Source organism: Actinopolyspora biskrensis, from assembly GCF_013408175.1.
Classification (GTDB): Bacteria; Actinomycetota; Actinomycetes; order Mycobacteriales; family Pseudonocardiaceae; genus Actinopolyspora; species Actinopolyspora biskrensis.
Genome location: NZ_JACBYW010000003.1, coordinates 256,008 through 280,330, shown reverse-complemented (window position 1 = coordinate 280,330; position 24,323 = coordinate 256,008). Strand labels below are relative to the sequence as shown.

Annotated in this window: 20 protein-coding genes and 1 tRNA gene; 15 read left to right on the top strand and 6 right to left on the bottom strand. The window is 68.8% G+C overall.

Going from position 1 to position 24,323, the window contains the following annotated elements:
* Window positions 1–2: 2 nt before the first annotated feature.
* The 11 genes from nuoF (at window position 3) to FHR84_RS09595 (ending at window position 15,284) form a co-directional block, all read left to right on the top strand.
* A complete protein-coding gene (gene nuoF, locus FHR84_RS09645) occupies window positions 3–1,349 on the top strand; it encodes an NADH-quinone oxidoreductase subunit NuoF (RefSeq protein ID WP_179535126.1) in 1,347 nt (448 codons plus the stop codon).
* Window positions 1,346–4,027 carry an NADH-quinone oxidoreductase subunit G gene (locus FHR84_RS09640; RefSeq protein ID WP_179535125.1) on the top strand — a complete coding sequence of 894 codons (2,682 nt, stop codon included), beginning with the start codon at window positions 1,346–1,348 and terminating at the stop codon, window positions 4,025–4,027. Before nuoF ends, FHR84_RS09640 begins: the two co-directional genes overlap by 4 nt.
* Before the next feature lie 2 nt (window positions 4,028–4,029).
* A complete protein-coding gene (gene nuoH, locus FHR84_RS09635; RefSeq protein ID WP_179535124.1) occupies window positions 4,030–5,364 on the top strand; it encodes an NADH-quinone oxidoreductase subunit NuoH in 1,335 nt (444 codons plus the stop codon).
* Window positions 5,351–5,917 (top strand): NADH-quinone oxidoreductase subunit NuoI, encoded by a 567-nt coding sequence (nuoI, locus tag FHR84_RS09630; RefSeq protein WP_179535123.1) that lies wholly within the window; start codon window positions 5,351–5,353, stop codon window positions 5,915–5,917. Before nuoH ends, nuoI begins: the two co-directional genes overlap by 14 nt.
* Window positions 5,917–6,999 carry an NADH-quinone oxidoreductase subunit J gene (locus tag FHR84_RS09625; RefSeq protein WP_179535122.1) on the top strand — a complete coding sequence of 361 codons (1,083 nt, stop codon included), beginning with the start codon at window positions 5,917–5,919 and terminating at the stop codon, window positions 6,997–6,999. The genes nuoI and FHR84_RS09625 overlap by 1 nt, the downstream gene beginning before the upstream one ends.
* Window positions 6,996–7,295 (top strand): NADH-quinone oxidoreductase subunit NuoK, encoded by a 300-nt coding sequence (gene nuoK, locus FHR84_RS09620; RefSeq protein WP_142079208.1) that lies wholly within the window; start codon window positions 6,996–6,998, stop codon window positions 7,293–7,295. The genes FHR84_RS09625 and nuoK overlap by 4 nt, the downstream gene beginning before the upstream one ends.
* 109 nt (window positions 7,296–7,404) lie before the next feature.
* The gene (gene nuoL, locus FHR84_RS09615) at window positions 7,405–9,333 is read left to right on the top strand and encodes an NADH-quinone oxidoreductase subunit L (RefSeq protein WP_179535400.1); all 1,929 of its coding nucleotides are present in this window, start codon (window positions 7,405–7,407) and stop codon (window positions 9,331–9,333) included.
* Window positions 9,334–9,385: 52 nt separating this feature from the next.
* Window positions 9,386–10,984, top strand: coding sequence for a complex I subunit 4 family protein (locus tag FHR84_RS09610; RefSeq protein WP_179535121.1), 1,599 nt, complete (start codon window positions 9,386–9,388; stop codon window positions 10,982–10,984).
* Window positions 10,985–11,058: 74 nt separating this feature from the next.
* Window positions 11,059–12,630 carry an NADH-quinone oxidoreductase subunit NuoN gene (gene nuoN, locus FHR84_RS09605; protein WP_179535399.1) on the top strand — a complete coding sequence of 524 codons (1,572 nt, stop codon included), beginning with the start codon at window positions 11,059–11,061 and terminating at the stop codon, window positions 12,628–12,630.
* A 47-nt stretch (window positions 12,631–12,677) separates the two neighbouring features.
* Window positions 12,678–13,715, top strand: coding sequence for a polyprenyl synthetase family protein (locus FHR84_RS09600; RefSeq protein ID WP_425489878.1), 1,038 nt, complete (start codon window positions 12,678–12,680; stop codon window positions 13,713–13,715).
* Window positions 13,716–13,805: 90 nt separating this feature from the next.
* A complete protein-coding gene (locus FHR84_RS09595; RefSeq protein ID WP_179535120.1) occupies window positions 13,806–15,284 on the top strand; it encodes a sunset domain-containing protein in 1,479 nt (492 codons plus the stop codon).
* 120 nt (window positions 15,285–15,404) lie between these two features.
* On the opposite strand, the gene FHR84_RS09590 is transcribed toward FHR84_RS09595, so the two are convergent.
* On the bottom strand, window positions 15,405–15,845 hold the full coding sequence (locus tag FHR84_RS09590; protein ID WP_179535119.1) for an Lrp/AsnC family transcriptional regulator: 441 nt from the start codon (window positions 15,843–15,845) through the stop codon (window positions 15,405–15,407).
* 75 nt (window positions 15,846–15,920) lie between these two features.
* Here FHR84_RS09590 and ddaH point away from each other — a divergent pair, with 75 nt between their 5' ends.
* The gene (gene ddaH / locus FHR84_RS09585) at window positions 15,921–16,793 is read left to right on the top strand and encodes a dimethylargininase (RefSeq protein WP_218862610.1); all 873 of its coding nucleotides are present in this window, start codon (window positions 15,921–15,923) and stop codon (window positions 16,791–16,793) included.
* Between the two features lie 144 nt (window positions 16,794–16,937).
* On the opposite strand, the gene FHR84_RS09580 is transcribed toward ddaH, so the two are convergent.
* Window positions 16,938–17,831, bottom strand: a complete 894-nt coding sequence (locus FHR84_RS09580) for a YceI family protein (protein ID WP_179535118.1) — start codon at window positions 17,829–17,831, stop codon at window positions 16,938–16,940.
* A gap of 442 nt (window positions 17,832–18,273) precedes the next feature.
* Between FHR84_RS09580 and htpX the strand changes: the two genes are divergently transcribed.
* Window positions 18,274–19,146, top strand: a complete 873-nt coding sequence (gene htpX, locus FHR84_RS09575; RefSeq protein WP_179535117.1) for a zinc metalloprotease HtpX — start codon at window positions 18,274–18,276, stop codon at window positions 19,144–19,146.
* Window positions 19,147–19,326: 180 nt separating this feature from the next.
* On the opposite strand, the gene rfbA is transcribed toward htpX, so the two are convergent.
* Complete coding sequence (rfbA, locus tag FHR84_RS09570) at window positions 19,327–20,217, bottom strand: glucose-1-phosphate thymidylyltransferase RfbA (RefSeq protein WP_179535116.1); 891 nt, start codon at window positions 20,215–20,217, stop codon at window positions 19,327–19,329.
* 71 nt (window positions 20,218–20,288) lie between these two features.
* Window positions 20,289–20,780 carry a YajQ family cyclic di-GMP-binding protein gene (locus FHR84_RS09565; RefSeq protein WP_017976868.1) on the bottom strand — a complete coding sequence of 164 codons (492 nt, stop codon included), beginning with the start codon at window positions 20,778–20,780 and terminating at the stop codon, window positions 20,289–20,291.
* 121 nt (window positions 20,781–20,901) lie between these two features.
* Here FHR84_RS09565 and FHR84_RS09560 point away from each other — a divergent pair.
* Both FHR84_RS09560 and FHR84_RS09555 read left to right on the top strand, forming a co-directional pair.
* Window positions 20,902–20,985: transfer RNA gene (locus FHR84_RS09560), tRNA-Tyr, on the top strand.
* Between the two features lie 183 nt (window positions 20,986–21,168).
* Entirely contained in the window at window positions 21,169–22,083 is a 915-nt protein-coding gene (locus FHR84_RS09555) for a haloalkane dehalogenase (RefSeq protein ID WP_179535115.1), read from the top strand.
* Between the two features lie 62 nt (window positions 22,084–22,145).
* Here FHR84_RS09555 and FHR84_RS09550 read toward each other — a convergent pair whose 3' ends face one another.
* Together FHR84_RS09550 and FHR84_RS22855 are read right to left on the bottom strand one after the other, a co-directional pair.
* Window positions 22,146–23,756, bottom strand: coding sequence for a solute symporter family protein (locus FHR84_RS09550; RefSeq protein ID WP_179535114.1), 1,611 nt, complete (start codon window positions 23,754–23,756; stop codon window positions 22,146–22,148).
* A complete protein-coding gene (locus tag FHR84_RS22855) occupies window positions 23,753–24,175 on the bottom strand; it encodes a DUF485 domain-containing protein (RefSeq protein ID WP_179535113.1) in 423 nt (140 codons plus the stop codon). The genes FHR84_RS09550 and FHR84_RS22855 overlap by 4 nt, the downstream gene beginning before the upstream one ends.
* Window positions 24,176–24,323 lie beyond the last annotated feature (148 nt).

Sequence of the window (24,323 nt, the reverse complement as noted above, 5' to 3'; positions counted from 1 at the left end):
CGATGAGCGAAGCGAATGCCCACGAGGTCGAGGGGCGCGCGGCGACCAACCCGCTCACCCCGGTGCTGACCCGGCGCTGGTTGTCGCCGGAGTCCTGGTCACTGCGCACCTACGAGGAGTTGGAGGGCTACACCGCCCTGCGCACCGCTCTGGCGGCCCACCCCGACCAGCTCACCGAGCTGGTCAAGGCGGCGGGGCTGCGCGGCAGGGGCGGGGCCGGGTTCCCCTCCGGCGTCAAGTGGGGCTTCATGCCCAAGGACCGGTCCAAGCCGCACTACCTGGTCATCAACGCGGACGAGGGTGAGCCGGGAACGTGCAAGGACGTTCCGCTGATGATGGCCGACCCCCACTCGCTGATCGAGGGGTGCGTCATCGCCGCCTACGCGATGCGCGCCAACCACTGCATGATCTACGTGCGGGGCGAGGCGCTGCACTGCATCCGCAGGCTGCACCACGCGGTGCGGGAGGCCTACTCGGCGGGCTACCTCGGCGAGAACATCCTCGACTCCGGGTTCGACCTGGACGTGGTCGTGCACGCCGGGGCGGGCGCCTACATCTGCGGCGAGGAGACCGCGCTGCTGGACTCCCTGGAGGGAAAGCGCGGACAACCGAGGCTGAAACCGCCCTTCCCCGCGCAGGCCGGGCTCTACTCCTGCCCGACCACGGTCAACAACGTCGAGACGATCGCCTCGGTGCCCTACGTCGTCAACGGCGGGGCGGACTGGTTCCGCTCCATGGGGCGCGAGAAGTCCCCCGGGCCGAAGATCTTCTCCCTGTCCGGGCACGTCGAACGTCCGGGCCAGTACGAGGCCCCGCTGGGGACGACGCTGCGGGAACTGCTCGAACTGGCAGGCGGGATGAAGGACGGCATCCCGCTGAAGTTCTGGACGCCGGGCGGTTCCTCGACCCCGCTGTTCACGGCCGACCACCTCGACGTGCCGCTGGACTTCGAAGGCGCGACGGAGGCCGGGTCGATGCTGGGGACCACGGCGTTGATGATCTTCAACGAGACGGTTTCGGTGCCGTGGGCCGTGATGAAGTGGACCCAGTTCTACGAGCACGAGTCCTGCGGCAAGTGCACCCCGTGCCGCGAGGGCTGCTTCTGGATGGCCCAGGTGCTGGAACGGATGGTCGAGGGCCGCGGGACCGAGGAGGACATCGACACCCTGCTCGACGTCTGCGACAACGTGCTGGGCCGTTCGTTCTGCGCGCTCGGTGACGGCGCGGTCAGCCCCATCACCAGCGGCATCAAGTACTTCCGCGAGGAGTTCCGCGCACTGTGCGAGAGCAATCGCGGTCAGGACACGACAGAGGCTTCCGAATCCGCATTGGCAGGAGTGGCCCGATGACGGTGGCATCCGCGTCCGGAAACGACACCGCGGAGAACCGGCCGGTGCCCGAGGGGCACGTCCGACTGACGATCGACGGGATCGAGGTGGACGCCCCGAAGGGGGAGCTGGTGATCCGCACGGCCGAACGGCTGGGCATCGTGGTCCCGCGTTTCTGCGACCACCCGTTGCTCGACCCGGCAGGCGCCTGCAGGCAGTGCCTGGTGGAGATCGAGGTCAACGGCAAACCCATGCCCAAGCCCGCGGCTTCCTGCACGATGGCCGTCGCCGACGGGATGGTCGTCAGGACCCAGCAGACCTCGGCGGTGGCGGACAAGGCCCAGCAGGGCGTGATGGAGCTGCTGCTGATCAACCACCCGCTGGACTGCCCGATCTGCGACAAGGGTGGGGAGTGCCCACTGCAGAACCAGGCGCTCAAGCACGGGCGCGCCGACTCGCGTTTCGTGGACAAGAAGCGGACGTTCGCGAAACCGGTTTCGATCTCCTCGCAGATCCTGCTCGACCGGGAGCGCTGCGTGCTGTGCCAGCGCTGCACCCGCTTCTCCAAGCAGATAGCGGGTGACCCGTTCATCGAGCTGCTGGAACGCGGTGCGCTGCAGCAGATAGGAACCGGGGAGCAGCAGCCCTTCCAGTCCTACTTCTCCGGCAACACCATCCAGATCTGCCCGGTGGGCGCGTTGACCAGCGCGGCCTACCGGTTCCGCTCCCGGCCCTTCGACCTCGTCTCCACGCCGGGGGTCTGCGAGCACTGCTCCGCGGGCTGCTCCCAGCGCACGGACTGGCGCCGCGGAAAGGTGATGCGCAGGCTCGCCGGGGACGACCCGGAGGTCAACGAGGAGTGGAACTGCGACAAGGGACGTTTCGCGTTCCGCTACGCCACGGCCGCGGACCGGTTCACCCGGCCGCTGGTGCGTGACCGCGACTCGGGACGGCTGCGGGAGACCTCGTGGACCGAGGCGCTGCGGGTGGCGGCCGACGGGCTGCTCAGCGCCCGCGACTCGGGAGGGGTCGGGGTGCTGCCCGGCGGCAGGCTCACCCGCGAGGACGCCTACGCGTACGGGAAGTTCGCCCGGGTGGCGCTGCGCACCAACGACGTCGACCACCGCGCCAGGCCGCACTCCACGGAGGAGCTCGACTTCCTCGGTGCGGCCGTCGTCGGGACCGGCCCGGACGCGGGAGTGACCTACGCGGGGATCGAGTCCGCCCCGACGGTGCTGTGCGTGGCCTTCGAACCGGAGGAGGAGTCCCCGATCGTCTTCCTGCGGCTGCGCAAGGCCGCCAGGAACGAGGGGACCAGGATTCACCACCTCGGCCAGTGGGGTTCGCCGGGGGTGGAGAAGACCACCGAGATCGCCGACGCGGGCAGTCCGATCCACAGCGGGGAACTGCTGCGGTGCCTTCCCGGAGAGGAGGCGGCCGTGCTGTCCGAACTTCCGGAGGAGGTGGAGCGGGAGCTGCGGGAACCGGGCTCGGTGCTGCTGCTCGGCGAGCGCTGCGCCCAGATTCCCGGCCTGTACTCGGCCGCGATGCGAGTGGCCGAGCGCACCGGGGCGAGCCCGGCCTGGATTCCGCGCCGCGCGGGCGAGCGCGGAGCGGTGGAGGCGGGCACCCTGCCGACGCTGCTGCCGAACGGGCGCCCGGTCTCGGACTCCGTCGTGCGGGCCGACGTCGAGCGGCAGTGGGGAATGGACGAGGGCGGCATCCCCGGCCTTCCCGGGAAGGAGCTGGAGGGAATCCTCGCCGCGACCGAGTCGGGGGAGCTCTCCGGGCTGCTGGTGGGCGGAGTCGATCCGGACGATCTGCCCGATCCCGAGCAGGCGGGGCGGGCCCTGCGGGCGGCGGATTTCGTCGTGAGCCTCGAACTGCGCCCCAGCGGAGTGACCGAGCGGGCCGATGTGGTGCTGCCCGTGGCTCCCACCGTCGAGAAGTCGGGCACCTTCCTGAACTGGGAGGGCCGTGCCCGCGAGTTCGAGATCACCATCGAGGGGACCGGAGCGCTTCCGGACTGCCGCGTGCTGGACACGCTCGCGGTCGAGATGGACGTGGACCTGTTCACCCAGACCCCGGCCGCCGTGGCGGGTGAGCTCGCCCGGCTCGGCCCGAACCCGGGGGCGCGGCCGAAACCCCCGGACGTCCCGGCCGCTCGCCCCGGCAGTCCCGGGGAGGGCAGGGCGCTGCTGGCGACCTGGAGGCACCTGCTGGACAACGGGAGCCTGCAGGCCGAGGAGCCGAACCTCGCCGGAACGGCCCGGCCCCCGGTCGCGCGGATCTCCGCGGGAACGGCGCGGCGGCTGGGGCTGGCCGCCGACCAGGCGGTGCGGGTCAGCACGGCGCACGGGGAGCTGACGCTGGAGTCCGAGGTGGTCGAGATGCCGGACGACGTGGTGTGGCTGCCCGGAAACTCGGGCTCGGCGCGGCCGAACAGAGTGCTCGGAGCCGGGCACGGCTCCGTGGTGGACATAGCTGCCGGACCGGTTTCGCCCTCGCGGACGGCCCCGTCCGGAGCGGACGAGGTGGCCGGGGCGGAGAACCCGGCCGGGGCGGCGGACCGGGAAGGCACGGTATCCGCGCTCGCACACGCCCACCGCGCCAACGGGAACGGCCCCGAGCACGGCGGCGTGAACGGTTCCGGGCCGGCCGGGGCCGGCCGTGCGGACACCGACGGGGGTGGCGCGTGAACATGAACGAGACGGCACGCCTGATCGGGGACGACCCCATCTGGCTGATCCTGATCAAGGTAGTGGGGACCTTCGCGTTCCTCGTCGTGATGACCCTGCTGACCATCTGGGCGGAACGCAGGGTCATCGGGAGGATGCAGCAGCGCCCCGGTCCGAACAGGGCCGGTCCCTTCGGGATGCTGCAGTCCCTCGCGGACGGCCTCAAACTCGCGTTCAAAGAGGACATACGTCCGGTGCTGGCCGACAAGTGGATCTACATCCTGGCCCCGGTGGTCTCGGCCACTCCGGCCCTGGTGGCGTTCTCGGTGATCCCGGTCGGCGGCGAGGTGACCATCTTCGGGGAGCGCACCGCCCTGCAGCTGGTGGAACTCCCGGTGAGCCTGCTCGTGGTGCTCGCCTGCGCCTCGATCGGGGTCTACGGCATCGTGCTGGCGGGCTGGTCCTCCGGGTCGCCGTACCCGCTGCTCGGTGCCCTGCGGTCGGCCGCGCAGGTGATCTCCTACGAGATCGCGATGGGGCTGTCGTTCATCGCGGTCATCCTCTACGCGGGAACGCTGTCCACATCGGGCATAGTGGCGGCCCAGGAGAACGGTTGGTTCTTCGCGCTGCTTCCGTTCAGCTTCGTCGTCTACGCGATCGCCATGGTCGGTGAGACCAACCGCGCGCCCTTCGACCTCCCCGAGGCCGAGTCGGAGCTGGTCGGCGGTTTCCACACCGAGTACTCCTCGCTGAAGTTCGCGCTGTTCTTCCTCGCCGAGTACATCAACATGGTCACCGTCTCCGCGCTGGCGACCACGCTGTTCCTCGGCGGATGGCACGCGCCGTGGCCGCTCTACCTGGTGGGCGACGGGGTGCTGAACACCGGCTGGTGGCCGGTGCTGTGGTTCCTGCTCAAGACGATGTCCTTCCTGTTCGTGTTCGTCTGGCTGCGCGCCACGCTGCCGAGGCTGCGCTACGACCAGTTCATGAACCTGGGGTGGAAGGTGCTGGTCCCGCTGAGTCTGGTGTGGATCTGCGCCGTCACCGCGATAAGGGGGGTGCGCAACGCCGACCTGCTCGGTTCGCAGCAGTTCCTGTTCATCGGCGGCGGTGTGGTCGTGGCCCTGCTGATCCTGGCCTTCCTCGTGCCGGACCGCAAACCTCCGGAGGAGGAGACCGCCGAGAACGAAGTACCGCTCTCCGGCGGCGGTTACCCGGTACCCCCCGTGGACCTGAAGGTTCCGGAGAACCCGCGCGCGACCACGGTCCCGACGGCCTCGGGGACGCGTTCCCGGCTACCGGAGGCCGGACAGGAGCCCACCAGCTCAACTAAGGAGGCACCCGATGGGAATGACTGATCCCCTGAAGGGCTTCGGAGTCACGCTGTCCAAGATGTTCAAAACGGTGCTCACGGAGGAGTACCCGGAGGTCAAGAAGATCCCCGCTCCGCGCTTCCACGGCAAGCACCAGCTCAACAGGCACCCGGACGGGCTGGAGAAGTGCGTGGGCTGCGAGCTGTGCGCCTGGGCGTGTCCGGCCGACGCGATATTCGTCGAGGGCGGGACCAACACCGAGGACGAGCGCTACTCGCCCGGTGAGCGCTACGGGTTCGACTACCAGATCAACTACCTGAGGTGCATCGGCTGCGGGCTCTGCATCGAGGCGTGCCCCACCAGGGCGCTGACGATGACAAACGAGTACGAGACCGCCGACGACGACCGCCGGAACCTGATCTACACCAAGGAGGACCTGCTCGCACCGCTGCTGCCCGGCATGGAGCAACCACCGCACGACATGCGGCTCGGTGAGGACGAGCAGGACTACTACGTCAACGGTCCGGAACTCGCCCGTCAGCAGGGAGTGCCCTCCGACACGACGGTCGAGACCGGTGGCGAGGAGGCCGTTCGGTGATGACCTTCGCGGTTTCCGGCGCGACGCTCGCGCAGACGACGTTGGCCCAGCAGGGTGCCGTGGGCACGGGCGAGACCGTGGTCTTCTGGATCCTCGGGCCGCTGGCGCTGCTCGGCGCGCTGGGCATGGTGTTCGCGCGCAGCGCGGTGCACTCGGCGCTGTGGCTGGTGCTGACGATGCTGAGCCTGGGCGTGCTCTACATGGCCCAGAGCGCCCAGTTCCTCGGGTTCACCCAGATCATCGTCTACACCGGCGCGATCATGATGCTGTTCCTGTTCGTGCTGATGGTGGTCGGCAGGGACGCCTCCGACTCGGTGGTCGAGGTCCTGCGCGGTCAGCGACTGGCCGCCGCCGTGCTCGGAGTGGCGTTCGCGGCGCTGCTCGTGGCGGGGCTGGCCCGTTCGCTGACCGACGTGGTCCCGGCCGCCCCGCTGGACCCGTGGGCCCCGGGGGGCGGAGCCGCGGGAGGCCTCGGTCAGGTGATCTTCACCGACTACCTCTTCCCGTTCGAGCTCACCTCGGCACTGCTGATCACCGCTTCGCTCGGTGCGATGGTGCTGGCCTACGGCGGCAAGGGACGCAAGCCGCGCATGAGTCAGCGGGAGACCGTGGAGGCGCGCTTCCGGGGCGAGTACTCCCGGCCCTCACCGCTTCCGGGACCGGGGGTCTACGCCACGGCGAACTCCGTGGCCACACCCGCGCTGCTGCCGGACGGTTCGGTGGCCGAGGACTCGCTGTCGGACATCCTGGACACCACTCCCGTGGAGAGGTTGCGCGCCGACCGGAACGCGGTCTCCGGCCGGACCCGGAAACCCGACGCGCACGCGCTGACCGGGGGACCCTCCCCTGCGGACGGTGCCGACGAGGGCGACGAGCGGTCTTCCGCCGGTGCGGACACCGACGACACCGCGGCGGAGGGCCCGGTGAACGGTTCCGCAGAACAGGAACACCCGTCCAGCGGCAGCGGAACCAACGGCAAGAACGGTCGGGGTGAGGACAACGGTTCCGCCCCGGTGGGCAACGACGGCGTCACCGAGAACCCCGGAACCGACGCGGACTCACCCGAGGAGGTCAGGCAGTGACCCCCACTCATTACCTGCTGCTCTCGGCGCTGCTGTTCACCATCGGCACGGTCGGGGTGCTGGTGCGGCGAAACGCGATCGTGCTGTTCATGTGCGTGGAGCTGATGCTCAACGCGGTCAACCTCTCGCTGGTCACCTTCGCCCGGATCGAGGGGTCGATCAACGGGCAGGTCATGGCTTTCTTCGTGATGGTCGTCGCCGCCGCCGAGGTGGTCGTCGGCCTGGCGATCATCATGTCCGTCTTCCGGACCCGCCGATCCGTCTCGGTCGACGACGCCAACCTGCTGAAGTACTAGCCCACACCGAACGGACGCACAGCGAATGGACCCACGGAACGGATGGGGAGACAGCGTGACGACTTCCATTCTGGCCGCTCCGGAGCCGGTACAGGCAGCTCAGGGGGCGATCCAGGGCAACGCGTGGCTGATCATCGCGATACCGCTGCTCGGTGCGGCGGTGCTGCTGCTGGCCGGTAGACGTGCCAACGGGTGGGGGCACCTGCTCGGCTGTGCCACGGTGATCGCCTCCTTCGGGTACTCCCTGGCCCTGTTCTCCTCCACCGGTGGTGGGGAGGCGGCAGCCCGGTCGGTGCACCTGTTCTCCTGGATTCCCGTCAACTCCCTGCAAGTGGACTTCGGGCTCCGGATCGACCCGCTGTCGCTGGTCTTCGTGCTGCTGATCACCGGGGTCGGCGCGCTGATCCACATCTACTCGATCGGCTACATGGCGCACGACCAGCGGGGCAGGACCGGAAGCGCCAACACCGAACGCCGCCGGTTCTTCGGCTACCTCAACCTGTTCGTCGCGGCGATGCTGATCCTGGTGCTCGGCAACAGCTTCGTGACGCTGTACCTGGGTTGGGAGGGCGTCGGACTCGCCTCCTACCTGCTGATCGGGTTCTGGCAGCAGCGGGCCTCGGCCGCGGGGGCGGCCACCAAGGCGTTCGTCATGAACAGGGTCGGCGACGTCGGGCTGGCGCTGGCGATCTTCCTGATGTTCGCCCACCTCGGAACCACGCGGTACTCCGAGGTCTTCGCGCGCGCCGGTGAGCTGCCCGCGGGGGTGCTGCTGGCCGTCGCCCTGCTGCTGCTGCTCGGTGCCTGCGGCAAGTCCGGCCAGGTTCCGCTGCAGGCCTGGCTCCCCGACGCGATGGAGGGTCCGACCCCGGTCTCGGCGCTGATCCACGCGGCGACGATGGTCACCGCCGGCGTCTACCTGATCGCCAGGGCCAATCCGCTCTACAGCCTGACCGGGACGGGGCAGCTGGTCGTGGCCCTGGTCGGCGCGGTGACCCTGCTGGTCGGTTGCGTGATCGGCTGCGCCTACGACGACATCAAGAAGGTGCTGGCCTACTCCACGGTCAGCCAGATCGGCTACATGATGCTCGCGGTCGGACTGGGGCCGGCCGGGTACGCGCTGGGCATCATGCACCTGCTCACGCACGGCTTCTTCAAGGCGGGGCTGTTCCTCGGCGCGGGCTCGGTCATGCACGGCATGAACGACGAGGTGAACATGCGGCGCTTCGGCGGGCTGTACCGCTACATGCCCGTCACTTTCGTCACCTTCGGACTCGGCTACCTGGCGCTGATCGGTTTCCCGTTCCTGTCCGGATACTACTCCAAGGAGGCGATCGTCTCCGCGGCCTTCGGGGCGCCGGGATGGCAGGGCTGGGTGCTCGGCGGCGCCGCCGTGCTCGGCGCGGGGCTGACCGCCTTCTACATGACCCGCCTGATGCTGATGACCTTCTTCGGCGAGCGGCGCTGGGAGAACCGCACCTCCGCCGACGGCAGGCCGTTCCACCCGCACGAGTCCCCGCCGGTGATGACCGGACCCATGATCGTGCTCGCCGTCGGGTCCGTGGCCGCGGGTCTGGTGTTCACCAGGGGAGACATGCTGGTGAGCTTCCTGTCCCCGACCCTCGGCGAGTTGCACGAGGGGCACGCCGTTCTCCCGCACTCGGTGATCCCGGTGCTGACGCTGGGGCTCTCCGCGCTCGGCGTGCTGCTGGCCTGGCTGGTGGTGGGACGCGGCCCCGTTTCCGAGACCCGCCCGCAGCGGGTGTCGCCACTGGTCCGCGCCGCCCGCGCCGACCTGTACGGCAACGCCCTGAACCGCGCCGTGGCCGTGCGCCCGGCCGTGGGGCTGGCCGACGGTCTGACCCGGTTCGACCGTGCCGGGGTCGACGGCGCGGTCAACGGGATCGCCTCGTCGTTCGGCGCCGCTTCGCAGGTACTGCGCCGGTGGCAGACGGGCTTCGTCCGGTCCTACGCGATGTCCATGTTGGTCGGCGGTGTCCTGCTGGTCGCCGCCCTGCTCTCGGTGGGGACCCCATGACGGTGGTCCGCCGGTCGAATTCTCGCGAAATAGCCGGAGAAGAGGGGACGCGATGAACCTGCTCCTCGCGCTGATCCTGTTGCCGCTGCTCGGCGCGGCAGTCGTCGCGCTGCTGCGTGGCAACGAGCGCGCGGCGAAACCGGCCGCGCTGGTCTGCGCACTGCTCGAACTCGTGCTCGCCGCCGCGGCGTGGGTGGTCTACGAGCCGGGCGGCGCGCGGATGCAACTCGCCGGTTCGGTGGAATGGATCCCGCACTACGGGGTGAGCCTGTCGTTCGGGCTCGACGGCATCGCCCTGGTCATGGTCGCGGTGATCGCGCTGCTCGTGCCGCTCGTGCTCGCCTTCAGCTGGGGCGAGCGACTTCCCGCCGGGCGCACGCGGGGAGGCTTCTTCGCGCTGCTGCTGCTCGAGCAGTCCCTGACCGTCGCGGTGTTCGCGGCCACCGACGTTTTCGTGTTCTACGTGCTGTTCGAGATCATGCTGATCCCGATGTACTTCCTCATCGGGGGCTACGGCGGCGAGCGTCGGCAGTACGCCGCGATGAAGTTCTTCCTGTACTCGTTCCTCGGCGGCCTGATCATGCTGGCCTCCGCGATCGGTGCCTACGCCTACGCGGCCGAGACCACCGGGGTCGGAACCTTCGACTGGGCCACGCTGAAGACGGTTCTCGCCGACGCCCCGACCGAGGTGCAGGTGTGGATCTTCCTCGGCTTCTTCGCCGCCTTCGCGATCAAGGCCCCGCTGGTCCCGTTGCACACCTGGCTTCCCGACGCGGCCGAGCAGGCCCCGATCGGGGTGGCCGTCATCGTGGTCGGGGTGCTCGACAAGGTCGGCACCTTCGGGTTCCTGCGCTACAGCCTGCCGCTGGCTCCGGACGCGTCCCAGCTGCTCGCCCCGCTGGTGCTCACGCTGGGCGTGATCGGTGTGCTCTACGGGTCGTTGCAGGCCTTCGGCCAGACCGACCTGAAGCGCCTGATCGCCTACGTCTCGATCGCGCACTTCGGGTTCATAGCGCTGGGGATATTCGCGTTCACCTCGCAGGCCCAGGTGGGCGCGGCCTCGTACATGGTCAACCACAGCATCGCCACGGGGATGCTGGTGCTGGTGGTCGGAATGATCATCGCGCGCGGTGGTTCCACGCGGATCGCCGACTACGGGGGGATGGCCGGGGTGACCCCGCTGCTCGGGGGGATGCTGCTGATCGCGGGACTGAGCACCCTCTCGCTGCCGGGGACCAACTCCTTCGTCAGCGAGTTCCTCGTGCTGATCGGCTCGTTCCCCACCAGGCCCGTCTTCACGACCCTGGCCACGCTCGGGCTGGTGCTGGCCGCCGTCTACGTGCTGCGCCTGTACCAGCGCGTCATGCAGGGTCCCCCTTCGGGAACGGCGGTGCTCGACGCTGTCGGCGGCCCCGGGGCCGCGACCGATCCGGAAGCCCTCCCGCGGGACGACTCCGGAGGTGCGACCGCCCGCGGAACCCTGCGCGATCTCAACGGCAGGGAGATCGGCCTGTTGACACCTCTGGTGGTGCTGGTCGTGCTGCTCGGCGTCTACCCCGCGCCGGTGTTGGACGTGATCACACCGTCGGTGGAAGCAACGATGAGCGAGGTCGGCGTTACCGACCCCGTGACCTCTCAGGGAGGTAACTGACAGTGGGAGTGGTAGCGCAAGCGGGAGCCGCTCTGCCCCCGCCTTCGGGAGTGCTGGCCCAGCAGTCCGCCGAGATGCCGTCGATCCAGTACGCGGCGGTGGCGCCGCTGATGATCGTGTTGGGGGCGGCCTGCATCGGGGTGTTGGTCGAGGCCTTCGTGCCCGCCGGTCGGCGATGGCCCGTTCAGGTGGGGATCAGTCTGCTCGCCGTGCTCCTGGCCGGGGTCTTCCTCGGGCTGCACGCGCAGGAGATCAACACCGGGGCGACGACCCTGGCCGAGACCCTCGCGGTGGGGCCGGCCACCCTGTTCCTGTGGGGAACCCTGCTGGTCCTGTCCTTCGGGGCGCTCCTGTTGATCGCGGACCGGTCGATCGAACCGGGGGGCGCGTTCGTCGCCGAGACGAACAGCGTGTCCGAGGGACGGCCCCCCGCGGGCACCCCGGTGGACGCGCCGGGGGCCGCCTCGGCCGCCGTGATGGACCGCGCCGCCGGAGCGGTGGGGATGCGGACCGAGGTCTTCCCGCTGACGCTGTTCTCGCTCGGCGGGATGATGGTGTTCTGCGCCGCCAACGATCTGCTCACGATGTTCGTGGCGCTGGAGGTGCTGAGCCTGCCGCTGTACCTGCTCTGCGGACTGGCCAGGAGGCGCAGGCTGCTGTCCCAGGAGGCGGCGGTCAAGTACTTCCTGCTCGGAGCCTTCGCCTCGGCCTTCTTCCTCTACGGGCTGGCGCTGCTCTACGGCTACGCGGGCTCGGTACAGCTGTCCGAGATAGCCGCCGCCACGGCGGGGAGCCTGCGGTCGGACACCCTGCTGTTCGCCGGCCTCGGCCTGGTGGTGGTCGGGTTGCTGTTCAAGGGATCGGTCGGGCCGTTCCACCTGTGGACCCCTGACGTCTACCACGGTGCGCCGACCTCGGTCACCGGTTTCATGGCGGCCTGCACCAAGGTCGCCGCGTTCGGCGGGCTGCTGCGGCTGCTGCACGTGGCCTTCGAGGCCTCCAGCTGGGAGTGGCACTGGGTGCTGTGGACCGTGGCCGTGCTCTCCATGGTCATCGGCGTGGTGCTCGGACTGACCCAGCAGGACATCAAGCGCATGATCGCCTATTCGTCGATAGCTCATGCGGGATTTCTCATGGTCGGTTCGATCACGTTGACGGACCGCGGGCTGGCGGCGACGCTGTTCTACCTGCTCGCCTACGGCTTCACCACACTGGCGGTCTTCGGCGTCGTCAGCCTGGTGCGCACCTCCGAGGGCGAGGCCACCGACCTCTCCGACTGGGCCGGTCTGGCCAAGCGCTCGCCGCTGGTGGCCGGCGTGTTCACCTTCCTGCTGCTCGCCCTGGCCGGTATCCCCGCGACCAGCGGTTTCATGGGCAAGTTCGCCGTCTTCTCGGCGGCGTTCTCCGCCGGAATGGCTCCGCTGGTGGTGATCGCGCTGCTGGCCAGCGCGCTGGCCGCCTACCTCTACATCCGGGTCATCGTGCTGATGTTCTTCAACGATCCGGACCCGAACGGGCCGACCGTCAGCGTGCCCGGGGCGTTCACCACGGCGGCTGTCACGCTGGGCGTGGTGATGACCCTGCTGCTCGGAGTGGTTCCGATGCTGGCGCTGGACTGGGCGAGTGTCGGTGGCTTCGTGTCGTAGGGTGTCCCTCGCAGGGCATTTCCGGGGGAGACGAAGGCGACGGTGACGTGACCAGCCCAGTTGGTGATCCGACGAGCGGTGTGCCGTGGGAAGCGGCCACCGCCGTCGGCGGTTTCGACATTGCTGATTCGACGCTCGCTGAGTCGGTGCGCGAGGGGATGGTTCGGGTCGAGCGACTGCTGCACGAGGCGGTGGACAGCGATCTGGACTTCGCGACCCGCGCCTCGCTGCATCTCGTGGAGGCGGGAGGGAAGAGGTTCCGCCCGCTGTTCACGCTGCTGGTGGCGGAGTTCGGCGAGTCGGACCGGGAGGGCGTCGTCAAGTCGGCGGCCGTGCTCGAGATGGTCCACCTGGCCACGCTCTACCACGACGACGTGATGGACGAGGCGACCATGCGGCGCGGCGCGACCAGCGCCAACGCGCGGTGGGACAACTCGGTGGCCATCCTCACCGGCGATTTCCTCTTCGCACAGGCCTCCAGGCTCGCGGCGGACCTCGGCGGCGACGCGGTGCGGTCGCTGGCGCGGACCTTCGAGTCGTTGGTGACCGGTCAGATGCGGGAGACCGTGGGAGCCGAGCCGGAGGTCGGTCTCGTGGACCACTACCTGGAGGTGATCTACGAGAAGACCGGATCGCTGATCGCCACCTGCGGGCGTTTCGGAGCTCTGTTCTCGGGGCTCGAGCCGGAGCTGGTCGGGGTGCTGGAGAACATCGGCAAGATCGTGGGCACGGCGTTCCAGATATCCGACGACATCATCGACATCGCCTCCCCGCCCGACGAGTCGGGCAAGACCCCGGGCACGGATCTCAGAGAAGGCGTCCGCACGCTTCCGATGCTGTACGAGCTCACCGAGTCCGACGCCGACCCCCGGCTGCGGGAACTGCTCTCGGGATCCCTCGAAACGGACGAGGACGTGCAGGAGGCGCTGCGCAGGCTGCGCGACTCGACCGGTTTGAAACGAGCTCGCGAGACCCTGGACGACTACGCCGCACGGGCCAACGAGGAACTCGCCCGGCTACCGGACTCCCCGCCGCGTGACGCGCTCTACGCGCTGGTCGACTACGTGGTTGCCCGTACCCGGTGAGTTGACGCTGCGCACCTCCGACTACCGCGAAGGGGGGCACCGCGGTCATACTCGTGGCCCGGCAGCGTCGCGAGAGAAAGGACCGCAGCGGTGACGTGGCTGTTTACCCAGGTCTGGTTGTGGAGCTTCGCCGGCTTTCTGTGCGGTGTGGGGCTGACCTGGCTGCTGTTCGTCCGCCCAGCCCATCGCCAGTTGACCGAGCTGCGCGAGCGGCAGCGAGCGGCCGGGCCGGACACGACGGGTCCGGTGGGGGAGGCGGAGGACGCCTTCCCCAGGGAGGAATCCGACACCGCCGTGTGGGACCTGCTGGACGTGGACTCCGCGAACGAGGCGGAAGAGGTGGGGCCTGCCGGGGACCGGCCGTTCCGCGTGCCCAGCACCGCGGAAAGGGGAGCGGGAGAGCACGCGGCGGAGGGGACGTCCTTCGAACAGCCGAGCACCTCGTCCTCGGGCGGTGGGCGCGGACGCTGGATGGAGGTCGCCGCCGGGGACTTCGGTGGCCAGGCCTTCTCCGACGAGCGTTCCGGTGCGGAGCCGACGCGCGTCGAGCAGGAGTTCGAGCCCACGGCCGCGGAGTGGCAGCCCGTCCAGGAGACCCCGGAAACGGTGAGCGGAGTTCCCGTCGAGGACGCGGAGCTGCGGTTGGAACGGGACCGCGAGACCAACCCCGGGATCTCCCGGGCCTCCGTGAACACGGAGGAACGCTCCGAACCGCCCACGGCGCCTGCCGAGTTGAGCCCGGGAGGGGAGTTCTCGGCTCCGCACCGGGAGAACACGTGGTTCGCCGCGGCGGATTTCGACATGTACGACACCGACAGCGTCGAACAGCGGCAGCACGAATCCCCCGGCGTCGACGCGACCCCGCGGTGGAGCGACTCCGGTGCCTCCGCTCCGGAGGCGGGGCCCGCGGACGGCGAATCGACGGAGACACTCGCGGTGCGCGAACCGGAGGAGTCCGAGGGCGAGCTGACCGGCAGGCTCCGTTCGCTGTTCGAACCGCTCGCCGCCCCGGGGATCGAACCGGACCGGGAAGGGGTGGAGCTCCCGCCGCGGAACCCCGCTGCCGAGGAGGGGGCGCCTCCGGAGGAAGCTGAGCGGCCCCCCGGTCGCGGCGGTGCGGAGCCGAGCGGGGCGGCGGAGCACGAAGGCGCGGCCGGATCGGCGGGGGAGCCCGGTGAAGCCGAGGAACTGCCCAGGCGGGTTCCGGGGAACACCAGCAGGCCGGGAACCCCGCCCAGTGCCCGTCCGGTGATGATGGGCAGGGTGCTCGACCCGCCGGAGGACGCCGCCGTCCACCCGGCAACTGGGGGAGGTCCGGCCTCCGAACCGGCCGGTGAGGAGAACTCGAGCGCGGCCGGGGACAGACCCCAGGAGTGGTACCCGGACGAGCAGCTTCCCGACCAGGAACGGCCGGACGAGAGCTATACGGTCAAGGGCCAACTCGCCTCGCGGCAGTACCACACCCCCGACTCGCCGTACTTCGAACACGTGGTCGCCGAGGTCTGGTTCCGCAACGCCGCCGATGCCGAGCAGGCGGGGTTCGAACCCTGGGACTCCCAATCGGAGTGAGCGGCTCGGTTCGCTGAGCGGTGTGGGTGGCGGAACCTCTCGCGGGCTCTCGCTCCGGCCAGGCCCGACATCGGGTGGTGGGACGTCTCGCGTGAAACGTCCCACCACCTTCGGGTGCTGTCAGGCCTGCGGTGGGCGGTCGAGCAGGCGGGACAGCACCACGGTGGAGACGGTCCTGTTGATGAACTCCACGGCGCGCAACCGCTCCAGCGCGGTCTCCAGGTGGTGGATGTCGGCGGCGCGCAGGTGCACGATCGCGTCCGCCTCGCCCGAGACGGTGTAGGCGCGGACGACTTCGGGCAGCGGCTCCAGACCGGCCAGCAGCCTCTCGGTGGGCACGTTCCCGTGGCAGTGCACCTCCACGAAGGCCTCGGTCCCCCAGCCGAGGGCCTCCGGGTCCACCACGGCCGTGAAGCCCTGCAGGATGCCGGCGTCGAGCAGCTTGTCCACACGCCGTTTCACGGCCGGGGCGGAGAGACCGATCTCGTTGCCGATCTCGGCGTAACTGGCTCGGGCATCCGTGACGAGTTGCGAAACGATTCGCTGGTCCAGGGGGTCCATGTGCAACATTCTGCCGTATTCGCCGCAATGAAGACGCATTGAATACTACTACGGGCGAGGATTAGATTACGAATCATGTCGGTGCCCACTGCCGCTGCGCCCAACGCCGTCCCCGGCCCCGAGGACGTGGCCAACGTCGCCACACGGCGTCATTACGTGATGTGCCCACCCGAGCACTTCACGGTCGAGTACTCCATAAACCCCTGGATGGATCCGAGCACGCCCGTGGACACCGAGCTGGCGATGACCCAGTGGCGTGCGCTGAAGGACATCTACCTGAGCCTGGGGCACACGGTCGAGACCGTTCCGCCGCGGCCCGGCCTGCCGGACATGGTGTTCTCCGCGAACTCGGCCACCGTCATCGGGGGGAAGGTGCTCGGGGCTCGTTTCCGCACCGAGGAGCGCGCTCCCGAGGCGGAGCACTTCCGTCGCTGGTTCTCCACCAAGGGGTACCGCGACCTGGTGATGCCCTCCAGCATCAACGAGGCCGAGGGGGACTTCGCCTGGACGGGTCAGCTGCTGCTCGCGGGCAGCGGTTTCCGGACGGATCCGGGCGCCCACGCCGAGGCGCAGGAGGTGCTCGGTGTGCCGGTGGTCTCGCTCGGACTGACCGATCCCCGCTACTACCACCTGGACACGGCGCTGTTCGTGTTGCGCAAGGGGCCGCATCCCCAGGTGGCCTACTACCCGGAGGCCTTCTCCGCGGGGTCCCAGCGGGTGCTGCGCAGGCTTTTCCCCGACGCCGTCGTCGCCGATGCCGCAGACGCCGAGTGCCTCGGGCTGAACGGGGTGTCCGACGGCGAACACGTGGTGCTGCCCAGCGAGGCGACCGGGCTGGCGCGCAGCTTGGAACGACGGGGGTACGAACCGGTACTGACCGATGTCTCGGAGCTGCGCAAGTCCGGCGGCGGCCCCAAGTGCTGCACAATGGAATTGCACGGCGAGTGAACTCGGGGCCGTGCGGGCGTTCCCGGCGGTCTCACCGAGCCGGCGGCACCGGTCGAATCGGCGGTGCCGCGTGGTGCGGCTCCGCCGCCCCGCGACGTGCCGTTCCGGAACGCTGCCCGGGGGCGACGACGCGGGCGGCGCCGCTCACTCCTCCAGCACGGCCTGGATGTCCAGCTTCACCTGAACGGTGGGGCCGACCACGCCGATCCCCTTGTTCAACAGCTGCTGCCAGTTGACCGCGAAGTCCTCCCGCCGCAGTTCGGTGGTGCAGTGGCAGGCGGTGCGGGTGCCGTTCCAGCTCCTGGTGCCGAGATAGGTGGTCTCCAGCTGGACCGGGCTGGAGTTTCCGCGCAGCGTGAGGTTGCCGCTGATCTGCCACTTGTCACCGCGCAGCTGGGTGATCCTGTCGCTGCGGAAGTACAGCTTCGGATGATTGGCGACGTCCAGGAAGTCAGCCGAGCGCAGGTGCTCGTCGCGCATGCGCACTCCGGTGTCGATGCTGGACGCGTCTATGGCCACCTCGACCTTCGACTCCTCGAAGGGCTCGCGCACCATGATGCGTCCCTCGAGGTCGCGGAAGGCCCCGTGCACCTTCGACATGCCGATGTGCTGTGCGATGAACCGTATCTCGGTGTGGTCCGGGTCGAAGGTCCACACACCCGGCTCGGGCAGGGCGGCGCTCTCGGGGTCGCGCGCCAGCCGCACGGCACCGATGGAGGTGTGCCGGTTGGTGCGGATCTCCACCCGCGTGCCCAACCGTTGATAGCCGCCCGCGGTGACGGAGACCTTGTGCTGGCCGGGGGGAACCGTGGCGAGGAAGAAGCCGTATCCGTCGGTGGTGCCGACGGCGGCCTGCTGGTTGAGTCGGTTGACCACGGTGACGGTCGCTTCGGGGAGCGGACGATCAGCCTCGTCGTGCACCTGGCAACTCAACGTCCCGCCGTCGAGAGGCGTCGGGGGCAGCGCGTTGCTCGCACCCTCTCTGCCGGGTTTCCTGGAGCGGGTGAAACCACGTTGACGCAGTTTGGACAAGACCATCCGAAAATCCTCTCCGCCGCCGGTCACCGGTTCGGCGTTCGGCGGCAGTACACAGGAGCCCGTTCGTCAATCGTGAGCACGGTCGTCGGAGAAGTCCGTGCGGTTCTACGGGGGCATTACGAGACGAACCTTCAACTGGTCAGTAGTTTAGTTTGCCGGGAAGACAAAGATGATCGGTGGTGGCCGTGTTCAAGATCGCAGGTGGTCACGTGTGACGTGTTCGTCGTCGGGGAGCGCGGAACTAGGGGGAGGCGTACGACGTTGACCAGGTGAGTTCTTCGCGAGGTGCCCGGAACCAGGCACGGCTTTCGGACGTGCCGGCGGAGTCGGGGGCCGTGGGCGGTCCCACCGACGCGTGGCGGGCGTGGTTCGCGGCCACGTTCCCGGTTCCGGCGCGGGTACTCGCCGAACGGTTCGGAGTCCGGGCGAAGGCGGGAGCACAGTGCACAGGCAGTGGAACGGAGTCAAAACGGCGCTCTTGCTGGGAGGCATGAGCGCGCTCATCGTGCTGATCGGAGCGCTGTTCGGCCGAACCGGGATGGTCGTGGCGTTGTTGATCGCCCTCGGCGTGAACGGTTACGCCTATTTCAACTCGGCCAACCTCGCGCTGCGTTCGATGCGGGCCCGTCCGGTCTCGGAGGCGGAGCAACCGGGGATGTACCGCATCGTCCGGGAACTGGCCACGGCGGCCAAGCAGCCGATGCCCACCTTGTACATCAGCCCGACGAAGGCGCCCAACGCGTTCGCCACCGGCCGCAACCCGCGCAACGCGGCCGTGTGCGCGACGGCGGGCATCCTGGAACTGCTGGACGAGCGCGAGCTGCGTGCCGTGCTCGGCCACGAGCTCTCGCACGTGTACAACCGTGACATTCTGATCTCCAGCGTGGCCGGGGCGCTGGCCAGCGCGGTGACCTTCCTGGCCAACTTCGGTATGCTCTTCGCGCACTTCGGGGGTGACGACGAGGACCGGCCGAGTCTGGCCATGATGTTGCTCGTCTCCCTGCTCGGCCCGATAGCGGCCGCAGTGATCCAGATGGCGGTGAGCCGTTCCCGGGAGTACCAGGCCGACTCCTCGGGCGCGGAGCTCACCGGGGACCCGCTCGGCCTGGCCTCGGCGCTGCGCAAGCTGGAGCACGGGACCAAGCAGGCACCGCTCGCGGCCGAGCCGGGGCTGGTCAGCGAGTCCCACCTGATGATCGCCAACCCGTTCCGCCCGGGGGAGCGCATGGCGCGGCTGTTCTCCACCCATCCGCCGATCTCGGACCGGGTGCAGCGCCTGGAGGGGATGGCCGGTCGCAGGCTGCCCTCGCACTGAGCCCGTGCGCCGCTGCGGGGCGCCAGGCGGGACCAGTGGCTGCGTCGGGGTCTCCCGTGGTGCTCTCGCGAGGACGGCCCCGACGTTGTGCAGGGGCGCTACCCGGTGTCGGGCCACCAGCCCACGAGACCGCGAGAGGTTCCGCCACCGCACCGTCGAGCCGGCCGAGCCGCCGACCCCTCAGTCCGTCGAGGGGGGATCGGCGACGCTGCGGGCCACTTCCATGATGTATTCGCCGTAGCCGGACTTGGCCAGTCCGGCCCCGAGCGAGTGGCAGGCCTCGGCGGAGATGTAGCCCATTCGCAGGGCGATCTCCTCCAGGCAGGCGATGCGCACGCCCTGCCGGTTCTCCAGGACCTGCACGAACTGCCCCGCCTCCAGCAGCGACTCGTGCGTGCCGGTGTCCAGCCAGGCGTAGCCGCGTCCCAGCTCGGTCAGTCTGGCCCTGTCCCGCCTCAGGTACTCCGAGTTGATGTCGGTGATCTCCAGCTCGCCCCGTTCGGAGGGGGTCAGTGAGCGCGCGATGTCCACGACCTCGTTGTCGTAGAAGTACAGCCCGGTGATCGCCTTGTCGGAGCGCGGGTGGTTCGGCTTCTCCTCGAGGGAGATCAGGCGGCCGGATGAGTCGGTCTCGCCGACCCCGTAGCGCTGGGGGTCGCGCACCGAGTAGCCGAACAGGGTGCACCCGTCCAGTTCGCGGGCGCTGCGCTGCAGCAGCTTCGAGAAGCCCTGGCCGTAGAAGATGTTGTCCCCGAGGACGAGGGCCACCGAGTCGTCACCGATGAAGTCGGCCCCGATCACGAAAGCCTCGGCCAGCCCGTTGGGCTCGGGCTGGACGGTGTAGTCCATGCGGAGCCCGAGATGGCTTCCGTCCCCGAACAGCCTGCGGAACAGCGGCAGGTCGGCCGGTGTGGAGATCAGCAGGATGTCCCTGATGCCCGCGAGCATCAACACCGACAGCGGGTAGTACACCATCGGTTTGTCGTAGACGGGGAGCAGCTGCTTGGAAACCACCTGCGTGACCGGGTGCAGACGTGTTCCGCTGCCTCCTGCGAGCACGATCCCCTTCACCTGACTCCTCCCGTGGGGTCACCGGCGCCCCTCGCCCCAGCCGTGGGGACGGCGAGCGGGCGATCACGGTGTCAACGATAGTTCTCGAACTGGAGCGCCACGTCGAAATCGCTGTTCTTGAGCAGTGAGATGACTTCCTGCAGGTCGTCCTTCTTCTTGCCGGACACGCGCAGCTGGTCCCCCTGGATCTGGGCCTGCACGCCCTTGGGGGCCTCGTCCCTGATCTTCTTGGAGATCTTCTTGGCCGTCTCCTGGGCGATGCCCTGCTTGAGGTTGCCGGTGACCTTGTGGACCTGGCCCGAGCTGGTCGGTTCGCCCAGGTCCAGGGCCTTCAGGGACACCCCGCGCTTGACGAGCTTCTCCTTGAAGACCTCCACGGCCGCCTTGCAGCGTTCCTCGGTCTCGGACTCGAGGGTCACGCTCTCCTCACCGGCCCAGTTGATCCTGGTGCCGGTGCCCCTGAAGTCGAAGCGGTTGGCCAGTTCCTTGGCGGCCTGGTTGAGCGCGTTGTCCACCTCCTGGCGGTCGACCTTGCTCACGACGTCGAACGACGGGTCGGCCATCTTCAACTCCTCGCCTTCGGTTGCGCTTGTGGTGCCCGGACACGCTACCCGCCCCCCGTTGTGAAGGCGCGTCCGACGGTGTGTATGATTTTGGTACAAGCCAACAGCGGATGGCTCACGAGCCGGGTTGCCCGAGCGGCCAAAGGGAGCTGACTGTAAATCAGCCGCGCAAGCTTCAGAGGTTCGAATCCTCTACCCGGCACCATCGGCGGAACCGCCCTCTGACCCGCGAAGACGGGACAGGGGGCGGTTTTCTGTGTGTCCGACCGCGTCTCGTCGTGTCCGACCATCGGCGCCGCACTTGCCCCCCTCCGGGAGTCTCGGCGGAGCGCTCGAGCGGGGTCCGCCGATGTGGCTATTTCGGCCGGTGCGGTTGTAGCGTCCGCGCATGCGCGTGTTGACCACCCCGGAGGAAGCTTTCGAGCGGGTCCCCGGGTTCGACTACCGGCCGTACTACGCCGAGGTTCCCGACCAGGACGGCGGGACACTCAGAATGTCCTACATAGACGAAGGGCCCGGGCTGGGACCCGTCGTGCTGCTGTTGCACGGGGAACCGAGCTGGTCGTTCCTGTACCGGAAAGTCGTCCCGGTGCTCACCGCTGCGGGGTTCCGCGCCGTGGCCCCCGACCTGGTCGGATTCGGGCGCTCGGACAAGCCTCTCGAACCCGCCGACCACAGCTACGCCGGACACGTCGAGTGGGTCCGCGCCCTGGCGTTCGACGTGCTGGACCTTCGCGGGGTGACGCTGGTCGGCCAGGACTGGGGCGGGCTGATCGGGTTGCGGCTTCTCGCGGAGCACCCGGAGCGGTTCTCGGGTGCCGTGGCGGCCAACACCGGGATGCCCACCGGGGACCGCGACATGCCCGAGGTGTGGTGGCGGTTCCGCCGCACGGTCGAGAAGGCCGCGAACCTCGACGTCGGGCGGCTGGTGGAGGGCGGTTGTGCCCGGCCGATGCCCGGGGAGGTCCGGGCGGCCTACGACGCTCCCTTCCCCGACGAGTCCTACAAGGCGGGACCGCGCGCCATGCCCACCTTGGTGCCGACGACCCCGGACGATCCGGCCACCGAGGCCAACCGGGCGGCTTGGCGCGCACTCGCCGAAAGCCGGATCCCGCTGCTCACCGCTTTCGGGGACAGTGACCCGATAACCGGTGCGCTGGGGCCGGTGCTGCGTAAAAAGGTTCCCGGGGCCGACGGGCAGAATCACACCACGCTCGAGAACGCTGGGCACTTCCTGCAGGAGGACGTGGGCGCCGAACTGGGCGAGGCCGTGGCCGAGTTCGTGCGGAGGAACCACGGGTGACGAAAGAAAGGGGTGGGTACGGTGCCGTGCCGTACCCACCCGCGAGGTTCCTCCGAACTCGGTCAGACCCCGGCGCCGCGCGACCCGATGCCGGTGAGCGAGCGGACCTCCATCTCGGCGAAGTCCTTCGGGTCGGCCCTCTCCCGGTGCAGGAAGGTTCCGACGATTCCGCAGAGGAACGAGAACGGGATGGAGACGATCCCCGGGTTGCTCAGCGGGAAGAGGCTGAAGTCCACGGCGGGGACGATGGAGTCCTCGGCGCCCGACATGACGGGCGAGAACAGCATCAGCACCAGGCAGGAGCCGAGTCCTCCGTACATGCCCCACAGGGTCCCCGTGGTGTTGAACCTCTTCCAGAACAGCGTGAACAGCAGCGTGGACAGGTTCGCCGAGGCGGCGATGGCGAAGGCCAGCCCAACGAGGAAGGCGATGTTCTGCCCGTTGACCAGGATCCCGCCGAGGATGGCGACACCGCCGATGACCATCGCGGTGATCCGGGCGACCCGGACCTCGGAGTCGGGGTCGGCGTTGCCGCGTTGGATCACGTTGGCGTAGAAGTCGTGGGCGAACGAGGCCGAGGCGGTCAGGGTCAGCCCGGCGACGACCGCGAGGATCGTCGCGAACGCGACCGCGGAGATCACCCCGAGCAGTACCGTGCCACCGATCTCGTAGGCGAGCAGCGGGGCGGCCGAGTTCTCCCCGCCGGGCGCGGCGCGGATGGCCTCGACCCCGACCATCGCCGAGGCGCCGAAACCGATCACCAGGGTGCACAGGTAGAACGCGGACATCAGCCAGGTGGCCCACACCACGGAACGACGCGCCTCCCGCGAGTTCGGAACCGTGTAGAAACGCATCAACACGTGGGGCAGCCCCGCCACTCCGAAAACCAGGGCCAGTGAGAGGGAGACGAAGTCCAGCTTGGTCAGTGCGCTTTCGCCGTATTGTGCGCCGGGGGCGAGAATTCGGTCACCGAGCGGATTGTTGTCGGAAGCCTGCTGCAGCAGAGTGTTGAAGTTGAAGCCGAACTTGCCGAACAGGAAAATTGTGATCAGGGCCACGGAGAGCAGCAGCATTCCGGCCTTGAGGATTTGCACCCAGGTGGTGCCCTTCATTCCGCCGATCAGCACGTAGAGCACCATCACCACGCCCACCACGGCGATCACGAGAGCCTGTCCCGATGAACTGCGCACGTCGAGCAGCAGGGCGACGAGGTCACCGGCGCCGGCCATCTGAGCGATCATGTACACGACGGTGATGAACAGCGTCGACACGGCGGCGGCGGCGCGTACCGGGCGCTGACGCATCCGGAAGCTGAGCACGTCGCCCATGGTGAACCGCCCGGTGTTCCGCAGGCGTTCGGCGATGAGCAGCAGGTTCACCAGCCAGGCCACGAGGAAGCCGATCGAGTAGAGAAAGCCGTCGTAGCCGTGTATGGCTATGGCGCCCGCGATGCCGAGGAAGGACGCGGCGGACAGGAAGTCACCCGAGAGCGCGATCCCGTTCTGCGCTCCGGAGAAGGTCCCTCCGGCCGCGAAGTAGTCACTCGTGCTGCTGCGGCTGCTGGCGCGGTAGGTGACGAACAGGGTGACCAGGATCAAAGCCGCGAACACCGTGATGTTCACGGCCGGACTGCCGGTGCCCAGCGCCGGTTCGTCCTGGGCGTGTGTGATCATTGCTGACCTCCAGCGGCCGTCTTCCGGATCTCGTCGACCTCGGGGTCGATCTTCCGCGTCGCGAAACGGACGTACAACGTGGTGATCAGGAGCGTGGAAACGAATTGGCTGATTCCGAGCAACAGCCCGACATTGATGTGCCCGAACACCGGTTCCGCCATGAAGTCCGGTGCGTAGGCCGCGAGCAGCACGTACCCGACGTAGAGCACGAGGAACAGCCCCGTCATCGGGATTATGAATCGCTTCGATCGAGAACGGATCTCGGCGAATTCGGCCGAACGCGCGATTCCGGCGAAATCGGGTCCGGCGCTGCCGAAGTTCCGCGCCGCGCTTTTGTCGATGCCACCGAAGGAAGCTTGCGTTTTGTCGCTCCGCTGCCCGTGCCGGGACCGTAGCGGCGGTGGTGTCGTGTTGCTCATGCGCCCTTCTTCCGAAGTCGGTGAACTGTGTTGACTAGTATTGTTCCGATTCGGTGCCGCTTCGCGTGACCGCGTCGAGAAAAGTCGTGAGCGGTTGGCTCACCGTGTCCGACGTGGTCCGCCGGACCCAGCGGGGTCAGCGCAACAT

Excerpts from the sequence above, each read along its gene's own strand:
- nuoF (WP_179535126.1), top strand. The coding sequence starts at position 3 with ATGAGCGAAGCGAATGCCCACGAGGTCGAGGGGCGCGCGGCGACCAAC.
- FHR84_RS09640 (WP_179535125.1), top strand. The coding sequence starts at position 1,346 with ATGACGGTGGCATCCGCGTCCGGAAACGACACCGCGGAGAACCGGCCG.
- nuoH (WP_179535124.1), top strand. The coding sequence starts at position 4,030 with ATGAACGAGACGGCACGCCTGATCGGGGACGACCCCATCTGGCTGATC.
- nuoI (WP_179535123.1), top strand. The coding sequence starts at position 5,351 with ATGGGAATGACTGATCCCCTGAAGGGCTTCGGAGTCACGCTGTCCAAG.
- FHR84_RS09625 (WP_179535122.1), top strand. The coding sequence starts at position 5,917 with ATGACCTTCGCGGTTTCCGGCGCGACGCTCGCGCAGACGACGTTGGCC.
- FHR84_RS09610 (WP_179535121.1), top strand. The coding sequence starts at position 9,386 with ATGAACCTGCTCCTCGCGCTGATCCTGTTGCCGCTGCTCGGCGCGGCA.
- nuoN (WP_179535399.1), top strand. The coding sequence starts at position 11,059 with ATGCCGTCGATCCAGTACGCGGCGGTGGCGCCGCTGATGATCGTGTTG.
- FHR84_RS09590 (WP_179535119.1), bottom strand. The coding sequence starts at position 15,845 with ATGGACCCCCTGGACCAGCGAATCGTTTCGCAACTCGTCACGGATGCC.
- ddaH (WP_218862610.1), top strand. The coding sequence starts at position 15,921 with ATGTCGGTGCCCACTGCCGCTGCGCCCAACGCCGTCCCCGGCCCCGAG.
- FHR84_RS09580 (WP_179535118.1), bottom strand. The coding sequence starts at position 17,831 with ATGGTCTTGTCCAAACTGCGTCAACGTGGTTTCACCCGCTCCAGGAAA.
- FHR84_RS09565 (WP_017976868.1), bottom strand. The coding sequence starts at position 20,780 with ATGGCCGACCCGTCGTTCGACGTCGTGAGCAAGGTCGACCGCCAGGAG.
- FHR84_RS09555 (WP_179535115.1), top strand. The coding sequence starts at position 21,169 with ATGCGCGTGTTGACCACCCCGGAGGAAGCTTTCGAGCGGGTCCCCGGG.
- FHR84_RS09550 (WP_179535114.1), bottom strand. The coding sequence starts at position 23,756 with ATGATCACACACGCCCAGGACGAACCGGCGCTGGGCACCGGCAGTCCG.
- FHR84_RS22855 (WP_179535113.1), bottom strand. The coding sequence starts at position 24,175 with ATGAGCAACACGACACCACCGCCGCTACGGTCCCGGCACGGGCAGCGG.